General features: G+C 35.0%; 19 protein-coding genes, 2 tRNA genes and 1 pseudogene. 9 read left to right on the top strand and 13 right to left on the bottom strand.

The genetic code is table 11. From position 1 onward, the window contains the following. Positions 1-432: 432 nt before the first annotated feature. From AAGE00_RS07975 to AAGE00_RS05590, 5 genes and pseudogenes are all read left to right on the top strand, one after another. Positions 433-3636: pseudogene (locus AAGE00_RS07975) on the top strand (glycoside hydrolase TIM-barrel-like domain-containing protein). 88 nt (positions 3637-3724) lie between these two features. Further along, complete coding sequence (locus tag AAGE00_RS05605; RefSeq protein WP_341815198.1) at positions 3725-4891, top strand: hypothetical protein; 1167 nt, start codon at positions 3725-3727, stop codon at positions 4889-4891. Between the two features lie 203 nt (positions 4892-5094). Next, on the top strand, positions 5095-6243 hold the full coding sequence (locus AAGE00_RS05600) for a hypothetical protein (RefSeq protein WP_341815197.1): 1149 nt from the start codon (positions 5095-5097) through the stop codon (positions 6241-6243). A gap of 105 nt (positions 6244-6348) precedes the next feature. Next, positions 6349-7173 (top strand): hypothetical protein, encoded by an 825-nt coding sequence (locus AAGE00_RS05595; RefSeq protein WP_007302637.1) that lies wholly within the window; start codon positions 6349-6351, stop codon positions 7171-7173. A gap of 120 nt (positions 7174-7293) precedes the next feature. Continuing rightward, on the top strand, positions 7294-8121 hold the full coding sequence (locus tag AAGE00_RS05590) for a hypothetical protein (RefSeq protein ID WP_213863955.1): 828 nt from the start codon (positions 7294-7296) through the stop codon (positions 8119-8121). Between the two features lie 369 nt (positions 8122-8490). Here AAGE00_RS05590 and lipA read toward each other — a convergent pair whose 3' ends face one another. Genes lipA through AAGE00_RS05575 form a run of 3 tightly spaced genes read right to left on the bottom strand, consistent with a single transcriptional unit; the run spans position 8491 to position 10048 of the window. Continuing rightward, positions 8491-9363: a lipoyl synthase gene (gene lipA / locus AAGE00_RS05585; protein WP_007302639.1), complete on the bottom strand. Its 873-nt coding sequence runs from the start codon at positions 9361-9363 to the stop codon at positions 8491-8493. Then, the gene (rpmB, locus tag AAGE00_RS05580; protein WP_007302640.1) at positions 9356-9670 is read right to left on the bottom strand and encodes a 50S ribosomal protein L28; all 315 of its coding nucleotides are present in this window, start codon (positions 9668-9670) and stop codon (positions 9356-9358) included. Before rpmB ends, lipA begins: the two co-directional genes overlap by 8 nt. A gap of 54 nt (positions 9671-9724) precedes the next feature. After that, positions 9725-10048, bottom strand: coding sequence for a DUF721 domain-containing protein (locus AAGE00_RS05575; RefSeq protein ID WP_007302641.1), 324 nt, complete (start codon positions 10046-10048; stop codon positions 9725-9727). A gap of 329 nt (positions 10049-10377) precedes the next feature. Between AAGE00_RS05575 and AAGE00_RS05570 the strand changes: the two genes are divergently transcribed. Further along, complete coding sequence (locus AAGE00_RS05570; RefSeq protein ID WP_341815196.1) at positions 10378-10779, top strand: recombinase family protein; 402 nt, start codon at positions 10378-10380, stop codon at positions 10777-10779. A 12-nt stretch (positions 10780-10791) separates the two neighbouring features. Here AAGE00_RS05570 and AAGE00_RS05565 read toward each other — a convergent pair whose 3' ends face one another. The 5 genes from AAGE00_RS05565 to rpsD form a co-directional block, all read right to left on the bottom strand. Continuing rightward, entirely contained in the window at positions 10792-11751 is a 960-nt protein-coding gene (locus AAGE00_RS05565; protein WP_341815149.1) for an IS5 family transposase, read from the bottom strand. Between the two features lie 86 nt (positions 11752-11837). After that, entirely contained in the window at positions 11838-12092 is a 255-nt protein-coding gene (locus AAGE00_RS05560) for a hypothetical protein (protein WP_341815195.1), read from the bottom strand. A gap of 210 nt (positions 12093-12302) precedes the next feature. Further along, a complete protein-coding gene (gene iscX / locus AAGE00_RS05555) occupies positions 12303-12497 on the bottom strand; it encodes a Fe-S cluster assembly protein IscX (protein ID WP_026097274.1) in 195 nt (64 codons plus the stop codon). 20 nt (positions 12498-12517) lie between these two features. Continuing rightward, a tRNA-Leu gene (locus tag AAGE00_RS05550) sits at positions 12518-12604 on the bottom strand. Between the two features lie 10 nt (positions 12605-12614). After that, positions 12615-13229, bottom strand: coding sequence for a 30S ribosomal protein S4 (rpsD, locus tag AAGE00_RS05545; RefSeq protein ID WP_006012690.1), 615 nt, complete (start codon positions 13227-13229; stop codon positions 12615-12617). Positions 13230-13342: 113 nt separating this feature from the next. Between rpsD and tkt the strand changes: the two genes are divergently transcribed. The 3 genes from tkt to gatC all read left to right on the top strand — a co-directional run bounded on the left by tkt (position 13343) and on the right by gatC (position 16719). Next, positions 13343-15271: a transketolase gene (tkt, locus tag AAGE00_RS05540; protein ID WP_341815194.1), complete on the top strand. Its 1929-nt coding sequence runs from the start codon at positions 13343-13345 to the stop codon at positions 15269-15271. A 184-nt stretch (positions 15272-15455) separates the two neighbouring features. After that, positions 15456-16376 (top strand): ribose-phosphate diphosphokinase, encoded by a 921-nt coding sequence (locus tag AAGE00_RS05535; RefSeq protein WP_341815193.1) that lies wholly within the window; start codon positions 15456-15458, stop codon positions 16374-16376. Further along, positions 16366-16719 carry an Asp-tRNA(Asn)/Glu-tRNA(Gln) amidotransferase subunit GatC gene (gene gatC, locus AAGE00_RS05530; RefSeq protein WP_007302647.1) on the top strand — a complete coding sequence of 118 codons (354 nt, stop codon included), beginning with the start codon at positions 16366-16368 and terminating at the stop codon, positions 16717-16719. Before AAGE00_RS05535 ends, gatC begins: the two co-directional genes overlap by 11 nt. Before the next feature lie 38 nt (positions 16720-16757). Here the strand turns inward: gatC and AAGE00_RS05525 are convergent, their stop codons facing one another. The 5 genes from AAGE00_RS05525 to AAGE00_RS05505 all read right to left on the bottom strand — a co-directional run bounded on the left by AAGE00_RS05525 (position 16758) and on the right by AAGE00_RS05505 (position 25455). Beyond that, the gene (locus tag AAGE00_RS05525) at positions 16758-18014 is read right to left on the bottom strand and encodes a Tol-Pal system protein TolB (RefSeq protein WP_012481764.1); all 1257 of its coding nucleotides are present in this window, start codon (positions 18012-18014) and stop codon (positions 16758-16760) included. 446 nt (positions 18015-18460) lie between these two features. Next, positions 18461-20095, bottom strand: coding sequence for a ribonuclease J (locus AAGE00_RS05520; RefSeq protein WP_012481763.1), 1635 nt, complete (start codon positions 20093-20095; stop codon positions 18461-18463). 169 nt (positions 20096-20264) lie between these two features. Further along, a complete protein-coding gene (dnaJ, locus tag AAGE00_RS05515; protein WP_012481762.1) occupies positions 20265-21383 on the bottom strand; it encodes a molecular chaperone DnaJ in 1119 nt (372 codons plus the stop codon). An 82-nt stretch (positions 21384-21465) separates the two neighbouring features. After that, positions 21466-21543: transfer RNA gene (locus tag AAGE00_RS05510), tRNA-Arg, on the bottom strand. Between the two features lie 852 nt (positions 21544-22395). Continuing rightward, positions 22396-25455 carry a phosphoribosylformylglycinamidine synthase subunit PurL gene (locus tag AAGE00_RS05505; protein ID WP_007302652.1) on the bottom strand — a complete coding sequence of 1020 codons (3060 nt, stop codon included), beginning with the start codon at positions 25453-25455 and terminating at the stop codon, positions 22396-22398. Positions 25456-25479 lie beyond the last annotated feature (24 nt).

Below are 25479 nucleotides of genomic sequence, written 5' to 3'. Positions count from 1 at the left end.
CAATAGTTTTTATCCAGAAGGAACTTCTAAAAGGGTGTCATTCCAGTACTGGAATCTAGGAATTTTTTGAGCACGCAAGTTGTGCCAAGTTTTTTGTTGGTAAGAAAGGCTGGATCCCAGTACTGGGATGACAGGAAGAGGGCTACTCGGGTGACATCGAAGGGGCTACTTGCATGACAACAAAGGGGCTACTTGCATAACTCAAATTCAAAGAAAAATCATTTAATGTCATTCCAGCGTGTGACGCTGGAATCCAGAAATAAAGAACAATGGATCCCAGTACTGGGATGACAGGAAAAGGGCTACTCGGATGACATCCTTTTTTTCCTGGATACCAGTCGCATGACACTACTATATAGTAGGTCCCAATTTTATCCCAGTCTGGGATCTTCTTTCAAAAATTCAAAACAATCTATTAAAAAGGAGAATATTATGTCTACAATAATTTTATCATCAATTTTAAGTAAAGCGGGCAGTATTTTTGGGCCAATTGGCCAGATTGTTGGCTCAGAACTCGGTGCTCTGCTTGGTGCACAGCTTGATAATGCAATATTTGGTCTTGATGCCGAGCAAAAGATAACGCATGGGGCGAGGCTGAAAAATCTGCAAGTTCAAACCTCAACTTATGGCAAAGCAATTCCAATTATCTATGGCACTGCTCGCATTGCTGGAAACATTATTTGGTCACAGCCAATAAAAGAGGAGGCGATAACCACTCAAAATAAAACAGGAAGAGGTATAAATATTACATATAACTACTATGCAACACTCGCAATTGCAATTTGCAAGGGGAAAGTAGAAAAATTAAATAGAATCTGGGCGGATATAAAATCGCTTAGTTTTGATGAAATAGATTATACTTTTTACCACGGCAGAGAAGACCAAAACCCTGATCCGTTTATGTTATCAATCGAAGGTGAGAAGAATGTACCAGCTTATAGAGGAATATCTTACATAGTCATCAAAAATTTCCCTTTGGCAGACTATAGTAATCGTGTTCCGGTGTTTACATTTGAAGTGCAAACTGCACTGAAGCTCAATGGATTCTCAGTAGCAGAAAACATTAAAAATATCAATATCATACCAGGTTCAGGGGAGTTTGTGTATGATACGAAAATACAGAAGAAAATTGCACGAGAAAAAATAAGCAGTAGTCAATATATTCCCTATGGACCGGTACAAAGAGTAAATCACAATAATCACACAAAAAAGAGCGATGCTATGCTTTCTTTGGACCAATTGAAGGAAAGTTTACCAAATGTTGAATGGGCATCGGTAGTGGTTAATTGGTTTGCAAGCAGTTTGAATATCAAAGATTGTAAAATATATCCTGCAGTTGAATTTCAAGACGATTCTGCTATAGTGCCTGATGATTGGCAAGTGGGAAATATAACCAGGGATAATGCCCAGCTCATTTCAAAAGATAATCATGGCAATCCAAGATATGGTGGTACAGTTAGCGATGCAGCACTAATAAGATATATAGAAGAGCTGCATAGCAGAGGTTATAAGGTGATGCTCTATCCAATGCTCTTGCTTGACACAAAAAACAAAGAGTGGCGAGGAAAATTGAGCGGTACTCCTCAGGATATAAGTGATTTTTTTGAGAATCAGTATAGCAAATTCATAGAGCATTACACAAGCATTGCCAAACAAACTAAAGTGGAAGGGTTTATTATTGGTTCTGAGTTTGCTCAGCTTACCAGAGTAAAAGATGCGAAAGGCAATTATCCTGCAGTAGCAGAGCTAGTTAAAGTTGCAAAGCAAGTAAAATTTCAGCTTGGAAAAGAAGTAAACGTAACTTACGCTGCCGATTGGAGTGAGTATCATTCATATGATGGTTGGTATAATATGGATGAACTATGGTCTTCAGAGTTTATCGATGTTGTTGGCATAGATGCTTACTTTCCACTCACCGATGGCCCAGAACCTCCTTTTGGCTATTCCGCGAAAGATGTAACGGGTGGTTGGAGCAGTGGGGTAGGGTATGATTATTTTTACGATTACTCAAAAAGTGATCCTGAGAAAATAAAGTATAATGACAGCGAATATGCGTGGAAAAATATCGAGAAATGGTGGAGTGAAGTTCATGGAAATCCAGGTGGTAGTAAAACAAAATGGCAACCAAAAATGAAGAAAATATGGTTTACCGAATATGGATTTCCCAGTATGAACGGCTGCACTAATGAGCCCAATGTGTTTGTTGATAAAGTTAGTATAGAGAGTAAATATCCACGATACTCAAACGGATAGGTGAGCTTTCTTTCGCAGAAAACTGCAATCGAAGGAACATTAAAAAAGTGGCAAAGCTCAGAAATGGTGGAGAAAATGTTCCTCTGGGCGTGGGATGCAAGGCCATTTCCTTATTTCCCCAATTTATGTGACATGTGGGCTGACTGCCATAACTGGCAGACCGGGCACTGGATTCAGGGAAAAATTTCACAACTTAATGTTTCCGATGTTTTGTCTGATCTGTTGCAAAAGGTAGGTCTCAAAGGCGATCAGTTTGATACAAGTGATGTTAAAGGATTACTATCTGGGTATGTAATAAATGATCAGCAACCCGTACGCTCAATTATTAAAATGCTGCGAAGGTGCTATTTTTTTGATGTGGTTGAACAGAACTCAAAACTGAAATTTATTCAAAAGGGCAGGGGAGTGACAACTGGTATACCAGTTGACGAAACTGTTTTCAATCACAATCCCAAGCTGATACAGCTTAGTCAATTAGATTTAAACAATAGGATTAACATCGTTTATTTTAACCGCAATTTTGGCTATCCAATTGATGTGAAATATGCTGAACTGCCAAAGCAGGGCAATGCTGCAACAGTTGAAATACCTCTCATTATGGAGGAAGGGGAGGCGCAAAATATAGCTGAAGTTTTACTTTATTCTTCGTGGCAAGAGAGAAATGTATACAACTTTAAGCTCCCGATAAAATATGCATGGCTTTTACCAAGTGATGTCATAGCAATTTCAGATGGCGAGAAAAGACATACGATGAGAATTATAAAAACAAAGTTTGAAAGCATGTCCATTCAAGTAATGGGAGTTGGTTATGATCCCTCTATATACAAGCTCTCCTTTCCTTCAACAAGATCACTTATGCTTAAAGAATACCCTCCTTCTCACATCAGTAAATCTATCGTAGAAATGATAGATTTACCGCATATTAAAGGTAATATCGCAAGTTTTACTTTAATTAGTGAAGAGGAAGGTTGGAAAGGAGCAACACTTTTTATTTCGTATGATGATAAAAATTATAAGCCCATCGCGAGCGCAAATATACAATCTACTTACGGATATGTAATCGAATCTACCGATGAGGGAATTACAGTAGTGCTACGTTTTGGTAAGCTAGACGTCATGAATCCAACTGTGTTAGCGCTGGTTGGAAAAGAGGTAATAAAATTCCAAGATGCCAAGCTTATAGATAAAAATAAATATAAGCTTAGCAACCTAATTAGAGGTCAAGAAGGGACTAAGAAATATGAACACACTGCAGGTGAAAAATTTATTCTACTTGATGATTCAATAATTTCTTTTGAAGTGCAAAAAGGGAGAAAGTTTTATCTTAAGGCAGTCACTTACGGTGATTCATTAGATAATACGGAAACAAAAATTGTAAACTGAGAGAGCGTAAGTGAAATCTTAATGTCTACTTGCATTTTATTAAAAAATCCACTATATTATAAATATAGCAATATAGTAAGGTAAAATAATGATCGGTAATGTAAAAAAATTATCAAATGAAGCGCCAATAATACTAACATGGGTGCCAAGAGTACATGGTGCATCTTTACCTGATGGTAAAAACAGTGACCTTAATTACTTAGATATAATAAAAAATCATAAATTAATAAATAAAGAAGAGAGGGATATATATTTGATTATCAACGGTCCTGGATTCAAAGAAAATCAAATAGATGATTTAAAATGTGAACTGAAAGGAATTGAAGGAGTACATGTTATAGACTTGCATCAGTATGACTGGAGCGAAATAGATCAAGGATGGAAGATAGATGGTAAAGATACTAGTATCAAAGATTTCTTTAGAGATATGTATAATATGTCAGAGGAGCAAAGGATGTATTTTGCTATTGAAATAGATACTTTTAGATTAATTGCTCTTGCTCTTTCAGAAGAAATTACAGGAGAGAAAGGTGCAATATATATAGACTTTGATTCTTTAAAAGCCATTGACTCTCATATAGGGAAGGATATAACAATTCCTGAAAAAATATTGTTAGGGTTTGTACTTGTAATGTGTGACTCAAATAGTGGAAGAATTATTCAAACAGGCTTAAATAATGATCTAATTGCAATAAATGATTCAAGCGTAGCAGCTGATATTTTATCTGAGTATAAGGATAAAATATTAAGCCAAAAAGAAATGTGCAGTGATATAAAACAACGTTTACCATTGTTAATGGATGAACTATTGGATAAAGAGTTTGCGAAGCTGAGAGAAAAGAAAGAAATTGCAGAGGAACAAATAGAAATAATTGAGGGAGAGACAAAAAAAACAACCAAAGAAGGGGTAAACAGATACGTAAATGATCTTGAAAATAGAGGAATAGTAGCGTTGTATGATATGCAACCACAAAATTTTCAATATCTTAATTCATCATATCTTGGTTGTTCTTCAACAGGTTTTAACTTAGGTCACGTACACATTCAAAAGGTAGTTAACAAAGGACTGATTGGTGAAGAAGTTAGCAGATGGAAGTCATTTGCTTTTGGAGAGAACAATGGTAATTATGTTTCCGTACCAGGAAGTGATTTATCCTGGATGAAAGGAAAAGATCTATACCATGAACGAGTAGATAATAAGCTGGAAGGAGCAGAAGTAGACAGGGTAGCAATGGGAGAGCTATCACTTATATAGCATTGATTAAAGAACTTTCTAGTATCGTCGATTCGGTGCTAGAAAATTCAGTAAAGTAGTTAAAATATTAGCTGAAAAATAATTTTCTTCGAAACAGTCACCTACATATAGAAACGAGAATGTTTAAGCCCCTAGGAGATTTTATTTGTACGCCGCTAAAATTTCATTATAATATGAGTATGTTAATGTGTTGAGGTAAAATAATGATCGGTAATGTAAAAAAATTATCAAATGAAGCGCCAATAATACTAACATGGGTACCAAGAGTATATGGTGCATCTTTACCTGATGGTAAAAACAGTGACTTTAATTACTTAGATATAATAAAAAATCATAAATTAATAAATAAAGAAGAGAGGGACATATATCTGGTTATAAATGGTCCTGGATTTGAAGAAAATCAAATAGATGATTTAAAGCGTGAACTGAAAGGAATGGAAGGAGTGCATGTTGTAGATTTACACCAATACGACTGGAGCGAAATAGATACAGGATGGAAGGTAGATGGTGAAGACATTAGCATAAAGGATTTCTTTAAGAATATGTATAATATGTCAGAGGAGCAAAGGATGTATTTTGCTGTTGAAATAGATACCTTTAGATTGATTGCTCTTGCTCTTTCAGAAAAAATGACAGGAGAGAAAGGTGCAATATATATAGACTTTGATTCTTTAAAAGCCATTGACACTCATATAGGAAAAGACATAACGATTTCTAAGGGAATTTTGTTAGGGCAAGTTACTGTACATGTTAATCAAGAGAGCGGCAAAATTATTAAAACGGATTTAAATAATGACTTGATTGCAGTAAGTTGTCCAAGTATAGCGATTAATATTTTAGCTCAATATAAAAGAGAAATACTGAGTCAAGAAAAAATGTGCTATGAGTTGGCAGAACGTTTATCTCGGTTTATGCAAAGAGAAGAATCACAATTTTTTACCGCATGTAAAAGATTGGAAGAAGAACAGCTGTGGGATTATGAGACGAAGAGATTAGTGAGAGTTATTAAATACGGATTAAAGAAGATAGAGTGTACAATAGGTGATCTCAAAAATGGTGAGATAAGAAAATTATATGAGCCACGGGTGTTAAGGTATATGCAACATCCTGAAGTAAGTATGAATTTGGGTCAATTTTATACTGTAGAAGTAATTCGTAGTGAATTAATTGGTCAAGACGAAAGTAAACTGAAGCTGTTTTGCTTCGAAGAGGACAATGGCAATTACGTTTGTACAATAAATGGTGACCTATCTTGGGCTAGAGGAGCAAACTTATACCATAAACAGGTAAAAAGTGAGTTAGAAAAAGTACAAGTAGATCAGATGGAATTGGAAAATCTATCGTTAGAGTAATCAAGTGTAAACCGGAAAGTAACTCAGGTTACAGTTGATAGTCTATATTATTAAAAGGTTAATAGTTATATATATATTATAGTATAAGAGCTATTAATAGTATATATGTCAAAAAAAATGATTAATGAGTTGAAAGATAAGGCGAGGGAGAGGAGATATGCTGATTTGAAGTCTACAGAAAGTTCTGATTATAGAACATATAAGGATTTGGATATGGACTTCAATAGTGAATATGAATTTGTTTGTGACCTTGTTATTAATGGGAAGGCAATAACTAATGATTTCATTAAAAATTTATATTTAAAACATGAAAATCTCATTACAGAAGATAAGGACAAAAAAGGGAGTTATCGTCTGTTTCTTAAGCAAATCTTCACGGAAGTATTTGTACACGCCGGTGCAGCAGTTCCAAATGACTCTATTATGGAAGAATTGATAACTTATTATAACAGGTCTGGGTACAAGCAATTCTTTTCTTCTCAAAGTCAAGCACTTCGTTCTTTTGGATTGTGCATGTATTCATTCCACTATTTAATTCCTTCTTACAGAGAAAGGACCTGTATAAGTTGTGAAGATCCAAATTATCTGAAGTTCAGTTTTAGCGTAAATGATGGTATATATAACGGTAATAAAATTTTAGTATGTGATTTACAAAACTCAGTGGAGTTTAAACTAAAATGTGAAGGTGAAAATGTGATATATGAAGAAGGTAAGGTTTCTCTCACTATTCCTAAGGAGCTGAAAAATTACAAAGCAAATGATAAGAATTTGTTTGACGTTATTATTGAGTATTTTCAGAAATTTTGCGAAAAATTTGGATTTCACTTTTTTGAGGAAAATTTTGAGTATAATCTGGATAAGCCACTTGGAGTATTAAGTGATATAAATACAACCAAAGACAAGAATCTAAACTTGAAGAATTTAAAATAAGATATTGAAATCTCCGCTTTTTTTAATAAGGTGAGTATAATAAAAAGTAAATCAAGTTTTACAGAAAACCTTTACTTATGATGAAAAGTACGTAATACGTATATAATATAAGATTGTGATATGTCAAAAAAAATAGTTAACGCATTGAAATCTGAAGTAAAAAAGCTCAAGTATTCTGATTTAAAATCTATACCAATGAAATCAGGTGGTTGGAGTAGCATAAACTCTGGTTACAACACATATATTGACCTTGATAGATCACACAACCTTACTATCAACAAACAAAAAATAACCAATGAGCTTATCGAGGAGCTATATTCAAAACATAAAGATCTCATTTTAGGGAATGAAAAAGGGAAAAGAAACTATTGTTTGTTTCTTAAAGTAGTCTTTATGGAAATGTTTATACGTGTTGGTGCAACAGTTCCAAATGACTCTATTATAGAAGAATTGATAACTAGTTATCATCAAGAAGGATATAATCATTTTTTGTTTCTGCATTTATTAAAGGCTCTTTTTCCACTTGGCTTGCTTGTGTTAGATTCTGATATAATAATAACTTATAGTATGGATTGCCATAGTTCCAATTGTCTAAAACTCAGTTTTAGCATGGAATGTATAAGGGTACTTAGCAGTGATCTTGCTAGTGATATCAAAACACCAGGTTTTTACAGTTCAGTAGAATTTAAACTGAACTGTAAGGGTAGAAATGTAACATATGAAGATGGTAAAGTGTCTCTTATTATTCCGAAAGAGCTGAAAAATTATAAAACAAGTGGTAGAAGTTTGTGTGACATTACTATTGAGTATTTTCAAGAATTTTTTGGAAATTTGGGATTTAAATTTGAGACAAAAGTGGAACATAGTCTAGGGGAGCCACTGAAGGTGTTAAATGATGTAAGTGTGCTTTGCTCTCAGTTAGAATGTATCCGTTCAGCAGAGTGGTAAAATAAATTAGACGAAACTAATAAGTGGGTATCATGAAAATCCAGTCTTTTCATGCAAAAAAAAATGATGTCATTCCAGCGCGTGACCAGTTCTGATTGACTAATCAGTCTTCTGGATCCCAGTATCAAGTACTGGGATGACAAGAGTAAAGAGGAAACTGGGATGACATTATGAAGGCCTAGCAATTTATGACGGTGTCATTCCAGCGCGTGACCAGTTCTGATTGCCTGGTCAGTCCTCTTGGTTTCAGTGTTAGGCTACTCGAATAACAGGTGTTACTGAAATAACACCGATGGGCTACTGGAAGGATAAGAGGCTACTCGAATGAAAAGAAAGGGAGTGCACATTTCTTTGAACAGATAGGTTAAATTAGGTTGAAGTTTTAGCAGCAGCAAGTCTGTTAAAATCTTCTTCAGCGTGGTACGATGACCGCGTTAATGGGCTTGATGCAACTACCAAGAAGCCTTTAGAATAAGCAATATATTTATAATGCTCAAACTCTTCTGGAGTAACATATCTATCAATTTTTGCATGCTTTGGAGTTGGTTGCAGATATTGACCAATTGTAATGAAATCAACTTCGGCGCTACGTAAATCATCCATAACCTGAAAGATTTCTTCTTTTGTTTCTCCAAGACCAACCATAAGCCCTGACTTCGTGAAAAGTTTAGGATTAATCTGTTTCACCATCTTTAGCAAATATAGTGAATGAAAATAACGAGCTCTTGGTCTTATTTTTGCATACAGCCTTGGTACTGTTTCGATGTTGTGGTTATAAACATCAGGTGATGCAATAGCTATTGCTTCAAATGCTCCTTTCTTATTTAAAAAATCAGGAGTGAGAATCTCTATTGTTGTTTCCGAAGTTATCTTTCTAATTTCTTCTATACACCTTATAAACTGATTTGCACCACCATCTGATAAATCGTCACGGTCAACAGAGGTAATGACAACGTGCTTTAAATTTAACTTTTTTATTGCTTTTGCTAAATTTTCTGGTTCATGAGGATCGAGCTTATCAGGAATGCCAGTTGCAACGTTGCAAAACGCACAAGCACGAGTACAAACAGAACCGAGAATCATCACAGTAGCATGACGTTTATTCCAACATTCACCAATATTTGGACACGCAGCTTCTTCGCATACTGTATGTAAGTTATGTAGCTTAACAGTGTTTAAGGTTTCATTGAATACTTTACCAGCTGGAGCTTTTGCTCTGAGCCATGTAGGCTTACTATGCATCTGAAACAGCTAGCTCTACCTCTTGTTTTGCTAAAACTTTCTTTAATCTTCTTTTTATCTTTTGCGCTTCTTTACTTAGTTTAATTGTTTTTGTGTTGAGCAAGAAAGCATCAAGATCACCTTTGTAATCTATAGTTCTTAAAGTTCTTGTCGCTATACGAAAGCTAAACTTTTTTTCTAATATATTACTCGTTAATGTAACTTTATGTAAATTTAAGAGAAAGGTACGCTTTGTTTTACGATTTGAGTGCGATACCTTATTACCAAAAGACTTTTTTCTATTTGTTAATTCACAAATTCTACTCACTTCAATATACCAATTTATCCTATGTAACTAGGTTAACCTTATATAGTTAAATAGTCAACTCCCTTGCTTGATTTTTATACCGTATACTGCTTTATAGCCAAAAAACACTGTAATTTTTTCTATTACAAGAGAAACCATATGCTGCATTTCTAATGCTTTACTGCCATTTGTTACTAACAGATGCAGAACACCAGAATTTACGTTTTGTGCGTATGAGATCTTTTGTGGTTTTGTACATTCTGCTAATTCCTCTCCAACTATACTTTTCCAGTTTAAAATAAGACGTATTTCATTTTTGCTGATCTTATTTTTCATGCATTTTAATGCATAGTTTTCTATTATAGATTTTAATTTCTTTGGCCCGCTATATTTAAGCATAGTTTTCTATTAATCAGATTTTGTCATATTTACACTACCGACAATGTTGCAAAAAACATAAAAATAAAACTAGAGAAAACCATTTCTCGAAAACTTCTGTGTCCAGAACCAAGAGTCCGATTTACTTATAGCGCTAATAATCAATTAACCATCGGCTTTAAGGAATGATATGAACATATTATTTCAAGGAAAAGTCATGAGAAACAAGAGATTAGCTATCCAAATTAGCTGTAGCTATGAACCTAATCGGTTAGCAGAACAATGCTTATCAGATGCTTATGAAAAGGTAGTGTCAAAGGAAATAAGTCAAAAAAACTTAAAACATAAAAATGGGATTCAAGGAGGGTCAAATGGTAACAGTATGTTTATATGCGAGAGTTTCTTCGGGGAAACAAGTAGAAGGAAATACGATAGAAAGTCAAATTGCAGCTTTAGAGAAGCAAATTAATCTGGACGGATACAGATTGTTAAGTGAGTATAAATTTATTGATAACGGCTACAGTGGATCTCATTTAGTCCGCCCTGATTTAGAAAAATTACGTGATAAAGTAACAGAAGGTAAAATTGATAAGATTTACATTCATTCTCCTGATCGTTTATCTAGAAAATATGCATATCAAATGGTGCTGATTGAAGAATTTGAAAAAGCAGGAGCAAAAGTGGTTTTTTTAAATTATGAGATTAACGGTAACCCAGAATGGCTTTGTTGCATAGCACTGATAGGCATGTAAATCACAGTGAATTTACGCAGCTAATTTAAATTCAGCCATACCTATATCAGTAAATTTGTTCAATAAGTAGCACTTAATTAACAGCTCTTTTTCACGATTTACCTCTGATTTATTTTTCAAGCCAAACCCAAATATTTGCTTCAACCTATAGAAAAAGACTTCAATATAAGACCGTGCTCCATACTTAACTTTTTTCTTCCATTCATTAATACCATCTTCATAATTCTCATATGACCTAATTCTACTAATATACTTGTTTCTTTCTGATAAGTAGTCAGCTAAACAAATTTTAGTATCCTTCCTAGGGCGAATAATAGGCACAATATTGTATTTTCTGCATTCTTTATACACACTTTTTATATCATAAGCCGCATCTGCTCGAATAGAACAAATGTTATATTTATCACTGACTTCTTCTAACATATCGCAGACCGGCAAATAGTCTACAGCAACACCACTAGTGTAGTTCATGCTTATTGCTTTCTTATCATTTATGTTTAAAACAACATGTAATTTTCTTACTTGACCATAACCACTGTATTTTCTTTTTCGAATATTAAGCTTACTATGCCCACCGTTATTATTGTAGATACTAACTCTAGTGCTATCTACGGCAATTTCAACATTTTCCAGATCATCTTTATTGCTTCTATGGTCATCAATCTTCAAATTAAGCTTTTTAAATCTTCTGGAAGCTTGTGTATAGCTGATAATCTTAAGTTTTTTGCCTATTTGTACCATATAACCTTTTACAAAACCTACAGCTTGTCTCAAGCCAATTCTAAAAAGATGAACTATTATGTGTATTAAAATTACAACTTTATCACTATAAGTGTTATTGCCACCTGCAACTTTTGGACTATTTTCATACCAATTTTCTATGGCTTGATTAACAAAATGAAAAACATTTCCTCTTTTTTTGAGAAACTCGTTATATTCTCTTTGGTTACTTACTCTCATTTTTTGTGGCATAAGTTGTACTTGTTTGAAAAATGCCTATTTTACAACAAAATTCGTTAGTAGCCATATATTAAAAAGCTTTTCTTCTTACAATAACCTCAACCAACACTAGCTATGCAACAAAGCCTTCCAGGGTTAGATGTGAGAGAATGATTCGTTCCAGATGGGTCACGTATGACACATTTGACTTTTTCTACTAAGTTATCGTTATCATCTACTACTTTCATTTTAATCTCTTGTGTAGAACCCGAAAGAATTGTTGCAAAACAACCGGTTAATAACACAATTGTAGACAACATTAAACAAATGTTTAGTAACCTAGAAGATATACAATATTGGTATATTTTAAACATAACAACCTCACAAATCAAATTTTATTATCCGGTAGGCTTAACATAACACATAAAAAGCAGTATTTGTATATTTTTGCCTAACTTGTAATCATTTTTAATTGTAATTTATTAAATTATTATGAAGCTAATTAAAATTCGAGTAAAGTATAGTATTTCCAAGAAGATTATCTTTTTACTGTATGCAGTAATTTTCTTATAGCTATCTGTTTTTTAAGATCTTTCTGCAATCCAAGCTGCTTGAATGGCCTCTAATATTTTTTCATTACAATACTTTTCATCATCATCAAACTCCTTCAAACCCAAGATCTTTTTCTTAAGTTCAGTGAATCTAATACTAATTATATCCTTATTGGGAAACTTCTCTTCTAGAGCTTCTGCAATATCTTCTATATCAAGCCATTTCATACTTTTTTGATAAATTAAACTGGTGCCCATGGGGAGACTTGAACTCCCAAGGTCGCAAAACCCACGGATTTTAAGTCCGCTGCGTCTACCGATTCCGCCACACGGGCCTTATGTTGTTTATCTAGAGTAAAATTCTACTACTAAATTGACTTCCATGTCTGCTGAATAGGGGACTTCGGAATATTGAGGCGCTCTCAAATACTTCACTGAAAGTGCTTTGCTATCTGCCTCTAAATAATCTGGAGCCTTACGTTCTTGTTTTTGTTCAGCCTCTATTAATATAGGAATTTTTGCTGCTCTTTCCCTTATTTTTACTATATCACCAGGCTTCACTCTATAACTTGATATGTTAACCACCTTATCATTAACTGTAACATGTTTATGAGATATAAGCTGTTTTGCCGAGTAAATTGTTGGCACAAAACCAGAGTGATATAAAACAGAGCTTAACCTTGATTCTAAGGCACCAATAAAATTATCAGCCGTATAACCCTTTCTTTTGTAGGCATCTAAAAATGTACGTCTAAGCTGCTTACTTGAAATTGCATAGTAGAACTTAAATTTTTTATGTGCAGCAAACTGCTTACCAAAATCAGATAACTTCTTAAATCCAAGAATACCATGCTGACCTGGAGGGTATTTTCTTTTATTGACCGAATCTTTTGCTCTACCCCATAAGTTTACACCAAGCCTGCGACTGATTCTATACTTTCTATTGATAACAGTTGTCATACAAAAATTCTCACAATCTAACTATAAATTATTAATGATTTTAACATTAAGTGTCAACTTGTTTTTGCCACTATGATATAGTATACTTCACTTTTAAGTTTTCCTATTAATACATGAATCATCTACTACTAAAATCCATGGCAAATGCTGTCCGCTTTTTATCAATTGATGCAGTACAAAAAGCAAATTCTGGACATCCAGGTATGCCACTTGGCATGGCAGATGTTGCCACTGTATTATTTGCTAAATACCTAAATCATAACCCTGATGATTCTCAATGGATCAGTAGAGATCGTTTCGTCTTATCAAATGGTCACGGTTCAATGTTGCAATACTCTATATTATATCTGACAGGCTACATTAGTATAGATGAACTAAAAAACTTCAGGCAACTTACATCAAAAACTCCAGGTCACCCAGAATTTGGCTTAACTTCTGGTATAGAAGCAACAACAGGCCCGCTTGGTCAAGGATTTGCCACTGCTGTTGGCATGGCACTTGCTGAATCGATTCTTGAAAAGCAGTTTGAAATCAGTCACTACACTTATGTAATGCTAGGAGATGGCTGTCTTATGGAAGGTATAAGCCATGAAGCAGCGTCCCTTGCTGGGCATCTTAAATTAAATAAGCTGATAGCACTTTTTGACGACAATGACATCTCTATAGACGGCTCTACTAGCCTCTCTTGTTCTGATGATGTAGAAAAGCGTTTTTCAGCGTATGGATGGAATGTTGACAAAATCGATGGGCATGACTTTGATGCTATATCCCTTGCAATAGAGCAGGCACAAAAGTCTGATAAACCTACACTAATCTGTTGCAAAACTATTATCGGAAAATTTTCGAGCCGTGCTGGCACATCTTCTGCTCATAGTGGTGCCTTTACAGAGGAAGATGTAAAACAGATGAGAGAAAAATTGAATTGGAACTATGAACCATTTTATGTACCAGAAGATGTGAAAAACGCTTGGATGGAAACAGTTAAGAGGGCAAAACAAAACTATACATCCTTGATCAATGAAGAACTACAAAGAAGACTTGAGAAACGTTTGCCGAATAACATCGAGAGTGATTTGGCTAACCTGAAGAAACAAATATGTGAGCTCATGCCAAACGAAGCTACTCGATCTTCTTTCGGCAAAGTAATGGAAATATTGACTAAGTCTATGCCAGAACTAATTGGTGGCTCTGCTGATCTTACCGGTTCAAATTGTACTAAATATAAGCACATGCAGGCAATAGATAGTAATGATTATGGTGGCTCTTATGTCCACTATGGAGTGAGAGAGCACGCTATGGCAGCTTGTATGAATGGTATGGCTCTTCATGGTGGAATTATTCCTTATGGTGGAACTTTTTTAGTATTTTCCGATTACTGCCGCCCTGCTATACGTCTTGCAGCTTTGATGAAACAGCAGGTTATATATGTAATGACTCATGACTCAATTGGAGTAGGGGAGGATGGTCCAACTCACCAGCCAATAGAGCATTTAGCTTCTCTGAGAGCTATACCAAATCTGTATGTTTTTAGGCCAGCAGATGCAATTGAAACTTTGGAGTGCATTAGCATTGCATTGGAAAAAAAAGAATCTCCATCGTTATTTGCACTTTCAAGGCAAAATATTAATTACATGCACTCTTATACTGACCAATTGGCCAACCTATCAAAATTTGGTGCATATATACTATGCGAATATTCAGGAAAGCTAGAAGTGACGATATTTGCTACCGGATCTGAAGTTGAAATTGCAGTTGAGGCAAGAGAAAAATTACAGGAAAAAGGTGTAGGTACAAGGGTCATTTCTATGCCGTGTTGGAGGCTTTTTGACGAGCAAAGTGATGAATATAAAGGGGTAGTATTAAATAATGACAGCATCAAAGTTGCAATTGAAGCTGGAAGTGAAGTGGGTTGGCATAAATATATAGGTTCAAACGGTATATTTATTGGCATGAAAAATTTTGGAGAATCAGCACCTTATGAAGCTCTTTATAAGCATTTTAATATTAGCGCTGATTATGTAGTAAAATGTGTTTGTGAATAACACTTTTTGTCATTACGCTGCGCATAAAATTACTTAATGAACTCAGCCAATACCGTTATTATGATAAGAAAGCTGGTGAAATGTTTCGAGTAACTTTTTCGTTTCTATGATCCACTTGGCGGCAAGAATAAAGTTTTAATCGTTCCATGGTTTCTGTATAATTTTCAAAACTTAATTGGTATATATGAAGGTAATAATAGGTAGCGCTAGTAAACGATTAGGAGATTCAATAGCAAGTGGGCTAAATGCTCAGCTATTCCCCAATCAGGTGTCAAGATTTGCCGATGGTGAGGTAAATGTAGAAGTAGCAAATGATCTACGTAATCAAGAAGTATATATAGTACAATCTCTTTCTTCCCCTGTAAATGATAACCTTATAGAGCTTCTGCTTACAATTGATGCAGCAAAGAGATCTGGAGCCAAGAGAATAACAGCTATTATTCCTTATTACGGATACAGTAGGCAGGATAGGGTTATTAAAAACAATAATATGCAATCTGCTTTAAGTGCTAAATTAACTGCAAATCTTATTCAAATAGCTGGTGCAAACAGTGTTGCTGCTATTGATTTGCATTCAAGTCAAATTGAAGGTTTTTTTGATATACCAGTTACTAATCTAAGCTGTTTTGAAGTATTTGTTAACTCTATATACAAGGAAAACTTGGCAATAGTTGCGCCTGATGTTGGAGCAATTGGCAGAGCTCGTGCTTTTGCAAAGATTTTAGAGGAAAAACACAAGTTGGATAATGATATTGTTGTAGTAGATAAATATAGAGAAAAAGCAGGTACATCTGAGGTAATGAATGTAATCGGAGAAGTTGCAAACAAAAATTGCGTCATTGTTGATGATATAGTTGACTCTGGCGGAACATTATGTAATGCAGCTCTTGCTTTAAAAAATCGAGGAGCAAAGTCTGTAGTTTCGTGCATTACACATGGAATACTTTCAGGAAATGCAGTTGAGAAAATCTCTTCCTCTTCTCTGGATAAATTAGTAATTACGGACACCGTATTTCACAAATTTGAAAAAAATGATAAGATAGAGGTTGTTTCAATTGCAAATATTTTAATTTGCTTTATGCAAGGAGGTAAAAGTGCCAGCTAGATCAACAGAAGATGTTATCACTTCGTTAATAGAATTTGCAAATAAGAGAAAAATAACAATTACTAAGGAAGAAATGCTTAAAACTGCACAGCTTGTGAGGATTAAGTTATCCGATGATGAGATTCAATACTACTCAAAAGAACTGACAATGCTGGATTGGATACATGATACTTTGTTGAAAGTTAATACTGAAGGTGTTTCTCCTATGCGTTATGGAACTATAGATAAGGATATTCATGTACGCGATGATATTATAAATTCTCAAAACATTAAAGAAGAAATATTATCCAATACAAAATCAGAGCATGGGTATTTCGTAGTACCGAAGGTTATAAACGATTAAGATAAAGCAAGATTTATACCGATTTTATAGATCTACTTTCAAAAATAAGACCAATCTGGTAAAGAAGCATTCGTTGGAGTAAAAACCATTTTTTGATTTTTCTTTACTAAATCTACTAAATATAATTTAGAGTTGCTTGGTGATTCTGCGTTAGTAAAGATAATTTCTCTGCCATTTGGTAGCCATGCCGGAGATTCAATTTTATGTCCCTCTGAAAGCAAGCGCTCTTCTTTGCCATCTGGCTTCATAACTCCTATGTAAAATTTTCCTGACTGAATTTTTGTAAAAGCTATCAGATCGCCTTTTGGCGACCAAACAGGTGTAGCATATCTTCCATTTCCAAAACTAATTCTCTTGGGTTTTTTGCTTTTTTTAGTGAAATCTATGATATATAGTTGCTGACTTCCACTTATATCAGAACTAAAAACCATGTACTTTTGATCTGGAGACAAAGAGGGAGAAGTACTTATAGCTGAACCTTTAGTAATTTTTTTTGTTCGTTTACTGCTTAAGTCTAGAGATAATATATTTGTTTCACCACTCAATGAGTGGGAAATAAAAAGAGATTTACCATCAGGAGAAAATCTTGGTGCAGAAATAACTCCTTCAAATGCGCTGATTATTGATTCAGTGTTATCTTTTAAATTTTTTAATATTATATAACTTTTACCATTTGTGTATGATATATAAACAATACCCTTTCCATTTGGTGAAAATCTTGGTGTTGACACAAATTTCTCACCATTTGTTAAGTACTTTATATTACTTCCATCTTGATTCATCACAGCAATTTTACGGACGGATTTGTAATTGCTATCTTTTTCTTCAGCGATATATGTAATTTTTGTATTGAAATGCCCTTTCTCACCAATCAATCTATCATGTATCAGATCTGAAACAAGATGACTAATTTTCCTCCAGTCTTTTGCTAGAAAAACAACCGACTGAGTAAGCAATTCTCTGTTTGTAAAGCTGTCAGATAAACGAAAAGATAGCTCTAAATTTCTGTTTGATACTTCACTTAAACTTATTGTGACTACAGTATCGCTTTTCCAAGACTCAACTTTCGCGTCACGTTTCACATTAAATAAGCCACAATTAGATAGATTTGTTTCAATTACTTTTGTGATGCTTTCACTTAGCTCATTTTCCACTTCTGTCTTGCATGCACATTTAGATACAACAAGATCAATATTACCAATATTGCTTTTTTTTATATCAACATATAAAACAGCTTTTGTGGAATAAGGAATAAATAACGAAATAAATAACACCAGTTGAACGAATAGCTTCATTAGATTTCTTGCATTACCTCCTTTCATCTCAGCAAATAGCTTACTTTTGAAGTTAAACTGCATGACAGTAGAGTAAATCAATTTCTGCAGTACTTGACACTGGAATCCAGAAATTTGACTGCAAGTAAGTGCACTGAGGTGGCAAGCATAAAAGTAGCTGTTTTATTCTAAAATAAACGTCTTTGACAAGGTTGCATGAAAAACTGGATTCCAGTGTCAGAGCACTGGGATGACACTCTACTGGTGGAGATTGCTCTAAAACTACAATGTTTGCCTGGGCGTTGAGATGGCACCCTTCTGGTAGATTCAAATCACAATGTTTGTATAGTTGTGTGATCTGACACTGATTTTTTTTTACGGATTCCAGTATTGCATGCTGAAATAACATCAAAGAATACATTGTTAACTTCTTACTCAAATAATGGTTAATAAAAAGAGGTATATTTCTATACCTGTTCTATTTGGACTTCAATTATAGGTCTTTTTAGTAAATATTCCTTTAAGATACTAAATATTGAACTTTCAATCTTATTTCTTATTTTTTTTATCGGCTGTGAGTCAAATGCTGACTCAACCTTCTTTATGATCTTTTGCATAATGGCTGCATCTTTTTGCGCTTCGAAAACACCAGGTGCAAATACTTTTGGCTTAGCAAGCAGTTTATTTTTCTTGTTTACAACTGCTGTCACTACGATAGCTCCGGCATCTCTCATTCTCTCACGCATTTTTATAACGCTGCATTCTGGATGACGGAGTAACATACCATCAATACCAAAGTAGTCGACATCAATGGAGCTAACTTTTTCCCCATTTTCCAAATTAACAATATCACCTGGTGCAATCATTATTGCTTTTTTCACACCGCACTCTTTAGCAAACTTTACATGTGCATCCGTATGAATATACTCACCATGAACCGGAATAGACATCTTAGGTTTTATCAAAGAATACATTTCCCTTAGCTCTGCTTTTACTGGATGCCCGGAAGCATGAACATTCTCTGTTTTTTCAGTAATAACTTCCACTCCCATCTCAATAAAGGCATTGAGCGTGTTATGTGCACGAGTTTCATTGCCAGGAATGATTTTTGATGAAAAGATCATGGTATCACCTTGCTGCATTTTAAATGCTTGATGACTCTTAGAGGCAAGTCTTGCGGTAGCTGCCAGTGGCTCACCTTGACAACCTGTGCAAAGTAGCACCAGCTTTTCCCTTGGAAAATTTACTGCCTCCTTTGCTTCTAGAAACTCAGGAGAATCAGTTAAATAACCACTATCCTGAGCAACTTTCACTATTCTCCATAAAGATCTGCCAAGTAAAACCACTTTTCTATTTAGTGCTTTTGCAGCTTGGCTTATTGTTTCAATTCGCGCCACATTCGAGGCAAATAGCGAGACAGCAACCAATTTTTTAGACCGCTTTATTATATTGTAAATATTATCATAAATTTCACTTTCTGATTCAGGGTCGTGTTTGCTCAGTATGTTTGTTGAATCACAAATTGCTGCAAGTAGATCACCTTTATCGCCAATTTCTTTTAAACGCTCTATATTAGAAATTAATCCAACAACAGGTTTTGGATCAAATTTCCAGTCCCCAGTATGAAGTGCACTACCTGCTTCAGTGCTAATTAATATTGAATTTGCCTCAGGAATTGAGTGAGTTACATTTATAAACTCAACGGTAAAAGGACCCAAATTTATGCTGCCATTTATGTCTACCTCTTTCACAGGTACCACACCTTCCAATCGAAACTCCTTTAGTTTCTCCTTGAGAAAATTAACTGTAAACTTTGTTGTATATATGGGACATTGCAAATCTTCCCACAGATGAGGCACTGCACCACAGTGATCTTCATGTGCATGTGTAATTATTATTCCAAGCAAATCTTTTTTTCTTTGAGCAATAAAATCTACATCAGCAATGAGTAGCTCAACACCTGGCATAGTTTCATCTGCAAAACCGATACCAAGGTCGATCATAATCCACTTGCCTTGATAATGATATAGGCTAACGTTCATCCCAATTCTTCCTACTCCTCCAAGAGGAAGAAATAAAAACTCATTTTTGTTTATGTTCATTAATTTTAAATTATTAAAATGCGAGGATAGCAAAACTTCGACCTTAAATAAAGGAATTTATCACTTTTGCATAACTTAAAAAAATCTTTTCACTAAAAGAGAAGGCTTTCAAATTGGTAAAAAGAATTAAGTGTAGACAGCTACCTCTTTATATCATTTAGCAAATTTCTCATTTTTTTTTTACTTTTCCAAAGAATCCTTCAGATTTCTGCTCTACACTTTCATGTTCCTCTTCCTCAAGCGCTTTTAATAGCTCAATCTGCTTTTGGGTTAAATTCTTTGGATTTAAAGTCTCAACTATTACCTGTACGTATAAATCACCACGAGCATGTGAGTTCATATATGGCATACCCTTTTCCCTACAACGTAGTTTGGTACCAGTTTGAGTGCCTTCAGGGACCTTTACTTTTATTTTAGCTCCATCAATTGATTGAATATCGATTTCACCACCAAGTACTGCTAGTGTCATTCTTATAGGCACTTTACAGTGTAAATCTGCTCTATTGCGAGTGAAGATCTGATGAGTAGCTATTTTCACACATACGTATAAATCTCCGCTTTTTCCACCTCTTGCTCCAGCTTCTCCTTTACCACTGACCCTTACCTTAGCTCCTTCTTCTATGCCTTTTGGAATTGAAACGGAGATATTTACTTCATCTCTTTTACGCCCACTTCCACCGCATTTCTTACATTTATTTTGTATTATTTCTCCTTCCCCATAGCATGTAGTACACGTTCTTTCAATGGTAAAAAAGCCCTGTTGAGTTCTAATTCTACCGCTTCCCTGGCATGTGTTGCACTGAACTGGTTTGATTGCTCCTTCGCTACCTGTGCCTTGGCATGTATTACATTTTATATTTGTCACATAATGTATAGGTGCTTGTATTCCTTTAAATGCATCTTCCAAGGTAATTTTAAGGTCGTAGCGCAGATCTGCTCCAGATACTCCTGTTGTACTTCTTTTTGTTCTTGACCTACTTGTACTGCCGCCGAATCCTCCACCAAAAAAATCGTTAAATATATCACTAAAATCCCCTCCAGCTTGGCTGAAATCAAATCCACCGGAAGCACCATCGTGACCATAACGATCATAACCTGCTCTTTTTTCAGAGTCAGATAGAACTTCATATGCAGCTGTTACTTCTTTAAATTTTTCCTCTGCTTCCTTATTACCAGGATTTCTGTCAGGATGATATTTTAATGCTAGTTTTTTATATGCTTTTTTTATCTCGTCAGTACTAGCATTTCTGCTCACTTCTAGCAGGTCATAGTAGTCTTTTTTGTTCATATATAATAGCTCAGTATTTTACCTTTAAAGATAGGTATTACATATATGAATTTCAAGTATGACCTCTATTTCCTATAAAATATGGTGCACCCTGAGCGACTTGAACGCCCGACCTTTTGATCCGTAGTCAAATGCTCTAATCCAACTGAGCTAAGGGTGCTTGCACAAAGCTGACTTTAACAGATTTTATAGCTTATTTCAATTGGTTTAGCTAAAAATAAAACTCTTATCATGTATGAAACCTGTAAGAAATTGTACTAGCTCTCTTAAAGGATAACTTAAGTTAACAGTTTCCAATTACTTTGATTTTAGAACCGCTATCCGAATAAGAGCTTTTCACATTATACTGCCAAGCTGCTAACAAATAGCGGAATGACGGTTATAGTTAAATCTAAACTATTTTGGCTATATCAGAAGACGGGTTATGCAGAAACCTTAAAATACTTCTTGCTTGCCAAGGAGAATAAATACATTCCTACAAACAAGCAGATACTCAATATCGATGCATAGGAAAACTTGAAAATTAAATCTTTAATATATATTGATAAGCATTTACCTGCAGAAATTTTGTATAGTAGTCCAACACAAATAATCGTACTATCAATGACCGATGCTATAATTAAAGTGATGAAATTTGCCATATGAAAATTCAATTTCGACTTTAATTCTTCAAAAACAACTATGCTTGAGAGAAGAGAGATTAAAATTGGAGTATATAGAACCAGTATCATAAAACTAAAATTTTGCAATTTAAAAAGACAGCATATCACTGTACACACTATTAAGCTGTAAGTAGCTTTGCTTCTACCATAAAACTCAACCATTGAGTTTACAACTAAAGTAGCTCCCACAAATAAGGCAGCACATATCATTAATTTATTTGAAGTGTTAAGTAAAGAAAGACTGATAAGCAAGAGTATTGATAAAATGGACATAATCACCTACCCAAATTTAATAATATGCATTTATTTTAATCAGACATTACACATAATGAAAAATTTGTCTAGCGTAATCAAAAGTTATTTAAACTAGTACCTAAGTCTTTCAAATCTATTCTTATAATATCCTTTATATTGAGAGCTTTCTCCTCTGTCACTTTTCCAATACATGAAAAAACTATACCTTTAAACAATTCTTCAAACTTCCGCTGATTTTGCGGGGCAATGGTTACTAATATTCTACTTTGCGATTCAGAAAACATTATTATCTTGTTTATTATGTCTGTATTTTGTGTTTTTCCTATTGGTACTAGTGAAAGATCAATTTCAGCACCAAGGTCTCCTGCAATTAGCGATTTTGCCAAAGCAATAATTAAGCCGCCTAAGTTTGGTGCAATTGCAGAGACAATTATGCCATCTTTTATTGCCTGGTTGTAACGTTCATACAACTTCCTAGCGCTCTTTGCATTAACTTTTGGCACGTTGTTATTATCTATTCCACTATATAACTGATATTCAGATCTACCAAGCTCATCGTAGGTTGTACCAAGCACATATATCAAGTCCCCTGGCATTTTCACATCAAGCGATACCGCATTTTCAATATTGTCTATAATTCCAATTGCTGAAATGAGTAGTGAAGGTGGTGCAGATATCATCACTTTCTCGCCATTTTCATCATATCCCTTGAAGTCATTGAACATACTGTCTTTTCCGGATATGAATGGTGTTTTAAATGCAGTTGCAAAGTCGTAACAAGCCTCTGCAGCTCTCTTTAGTTGCCACAATCTTTCTGGATTATAAGCATCACACCAGCAAAAATTATCGAGCAACGCTAGATGATTTATATTTCCTCCTGCAGCTACGTAGTTGCGTATGGCAGTGTCAATCGCACATGCTGCCATGTGATAAGTGTCAATTTCTCCATAACTTGAGCCAAATCCCTGCGATTTTACAACACCTTTGTTTGAAGAAAGGACTGGCCTCGAGACAACAGCTTCGCTGCACACTCTTCCCTTGCCTTGCAGTGGTTTCAGTATTGACGATCCTTGAACCTCATGGTCATATTGCACCACTATAAACTCTTTGCTGCGTATGTTTGGTCTGCTTAGCATTTCTTTTAGTTCAAAGGTGTCATGCAAGTAGCTGAGACTGGAATCCATTTCACGCTCAGCTCTACCATCGTATGGGTTTTGGCGTAAAATGTTTGCAGGCTTTACCTGCTGGATCCCAGTGTCAAGCACTGGGATGACAGGAAAGGATACAGCAGACTCCTTAGACCACGGTTTCGTCTGTAAATGCACTTTGGGATTACCGTCATGCAGAAATTCAGTTTCGATGTCCATTATTACTTCTCCTGGGGGACATTTAACAACGGCTTTGCCACTTTTGTTGAATTCTCCAATTACACAGACCTCCACATCATGTGTTTTCATGATTTGCTTAAACGCAGGAAGATTTTCTTCTGGCACTGCTAAGGTCATTCTCTCTTGTGATTCTGATATCCATATTTCCCACGGAGCCATACCATCGTTTTTAAGGAGAACCTTGCTCAAATCAACTTCAAATCCGTCTTTTCCCATTTCACCAATGGACGATGATAGACCGCCTGCTCCATTATCCGTTATTGCATTATAAAGACCAAGATCTCTTGCTTTTACGACGGCGTTGGATAATTTTTTTTGTGTTATAGGATCACCAATTTGCACAATTGTTGAAGGGCTGTTTCCCGACAATGCCTCTGAAGAAAAAGTTGCACCGTGAATTCCGTCCCTTCCAACTCTTCCACCAATAATTACGATTTTATCACCGTTTTTGGGTTCTTTTATGTGTGAAGGTGCATTATTTATATTCCGTGGAATAATTCCGATGCTTCCAACAAAAACTAATGGCTTTCCACAGAATCTATCGTCAAAGTATACCGATCCAAGTTGCGTTGGAATACCGGAGCAATTACCAGCAACATTAACACCGTGAATCACTTCTTTCATTATATATTTTGGTGGTAAGATTTTATCAGTACGCTCTTTATCTCTATAAAGTTTGCCTTTTGATTCTTTGGCAAAGCAAAAGTAATAAGTATTCATGATAGGTTCTGCACCTTTGCCAAAACCGACTATATCTCGATTAACTCCAAGCACTCCAGTCATTGCTCCACCGAACGGATCGAGAGCTGAAGGACTATTGTGAGTTTCAACTTTATCTACAATCAAGTAATCGTCATCAAAAATTATTCCTCCTGCGTTGTCGGAGAAAACTGACACGCATATGTTAGAATTTATCTCACGCGTTGCACGCTTAATATAATGAGCATATAGACCATCTTTTATTTCATCAATAGGGGAGCAAAAAATATTGTGTTTACAATGTTCAGACCAAGTCTGTGCCAGAGACTCAAGTTCAATATCATATGGATTTCTACCGAGTTTTTTAAAGTAATCCTTTATAGCTTTCATTGCTGCCAGCGAGAGCCCTAAAGTGCCATTACCATCGATTCCATCTCTGCTGATTTTTTCAAGCTCTTGGTCACTTACATTGAGTTTGACAGATTTTGCTCCATTATTACCTGGTGTCATCCCAGTGCTTGACACTGGAATCCATTCTTTTTTTTCCTGGTCACGCGCTGTAATGACACCAACTGGGGTATTTTGTTTACTGTAATACTTCCAATGGCAATTGCCGTTTTCTTTATGGAAAAGTGTGCAATATTCAGTAATAGGATTGAATTCCTGTTTTATGTCATCTTCGGTTGGAAAACCTCCTTGACTTAGAATCAATTTTGAACTTCTTGCCTTGATAGAAACACTTTCATCAATGTGGCGTTTGCTCATTAGATATTCTCTAACAATTTGTTTTGCCGTGTTTCCTACGTTATCGGTCATGCCAGGTAAAAAGCTTATCTCCAAGCCCCACTTTGCTTGTGATTCTATGAAGTTATATTGAACTTCTTCAAGGTTTTCATTGTAGGAATAATAACGGCAGTCTTGTATGGCTTTATTATAAAATAGCCCACAAATTTCTTCATGTAATTTTGATGGTAATTCTTTGCTTATGTAAATCAAGTAAACATTAACTACCCTTCTGCGGCTAACTTGTTCACATTTATTAAAAACTTCTATTCTGATGTTTGCCATGTAATATTGTGAAAGACTTTAATA

Source organism: Wolbachia endosymbiont (group B) of Aricia artaxerxes, from assembly GCF_964026975.1.
GTDB lineage: Bacteria > Pseudomonadota > Alphaproteobacteria > Rickettsiales > Anaplasmataceae > Wolbachia.
Note: the sequence above shows the minus strand (reverse complement) of the source record. Positions and strands in the feature narration are given on the sequence as shown.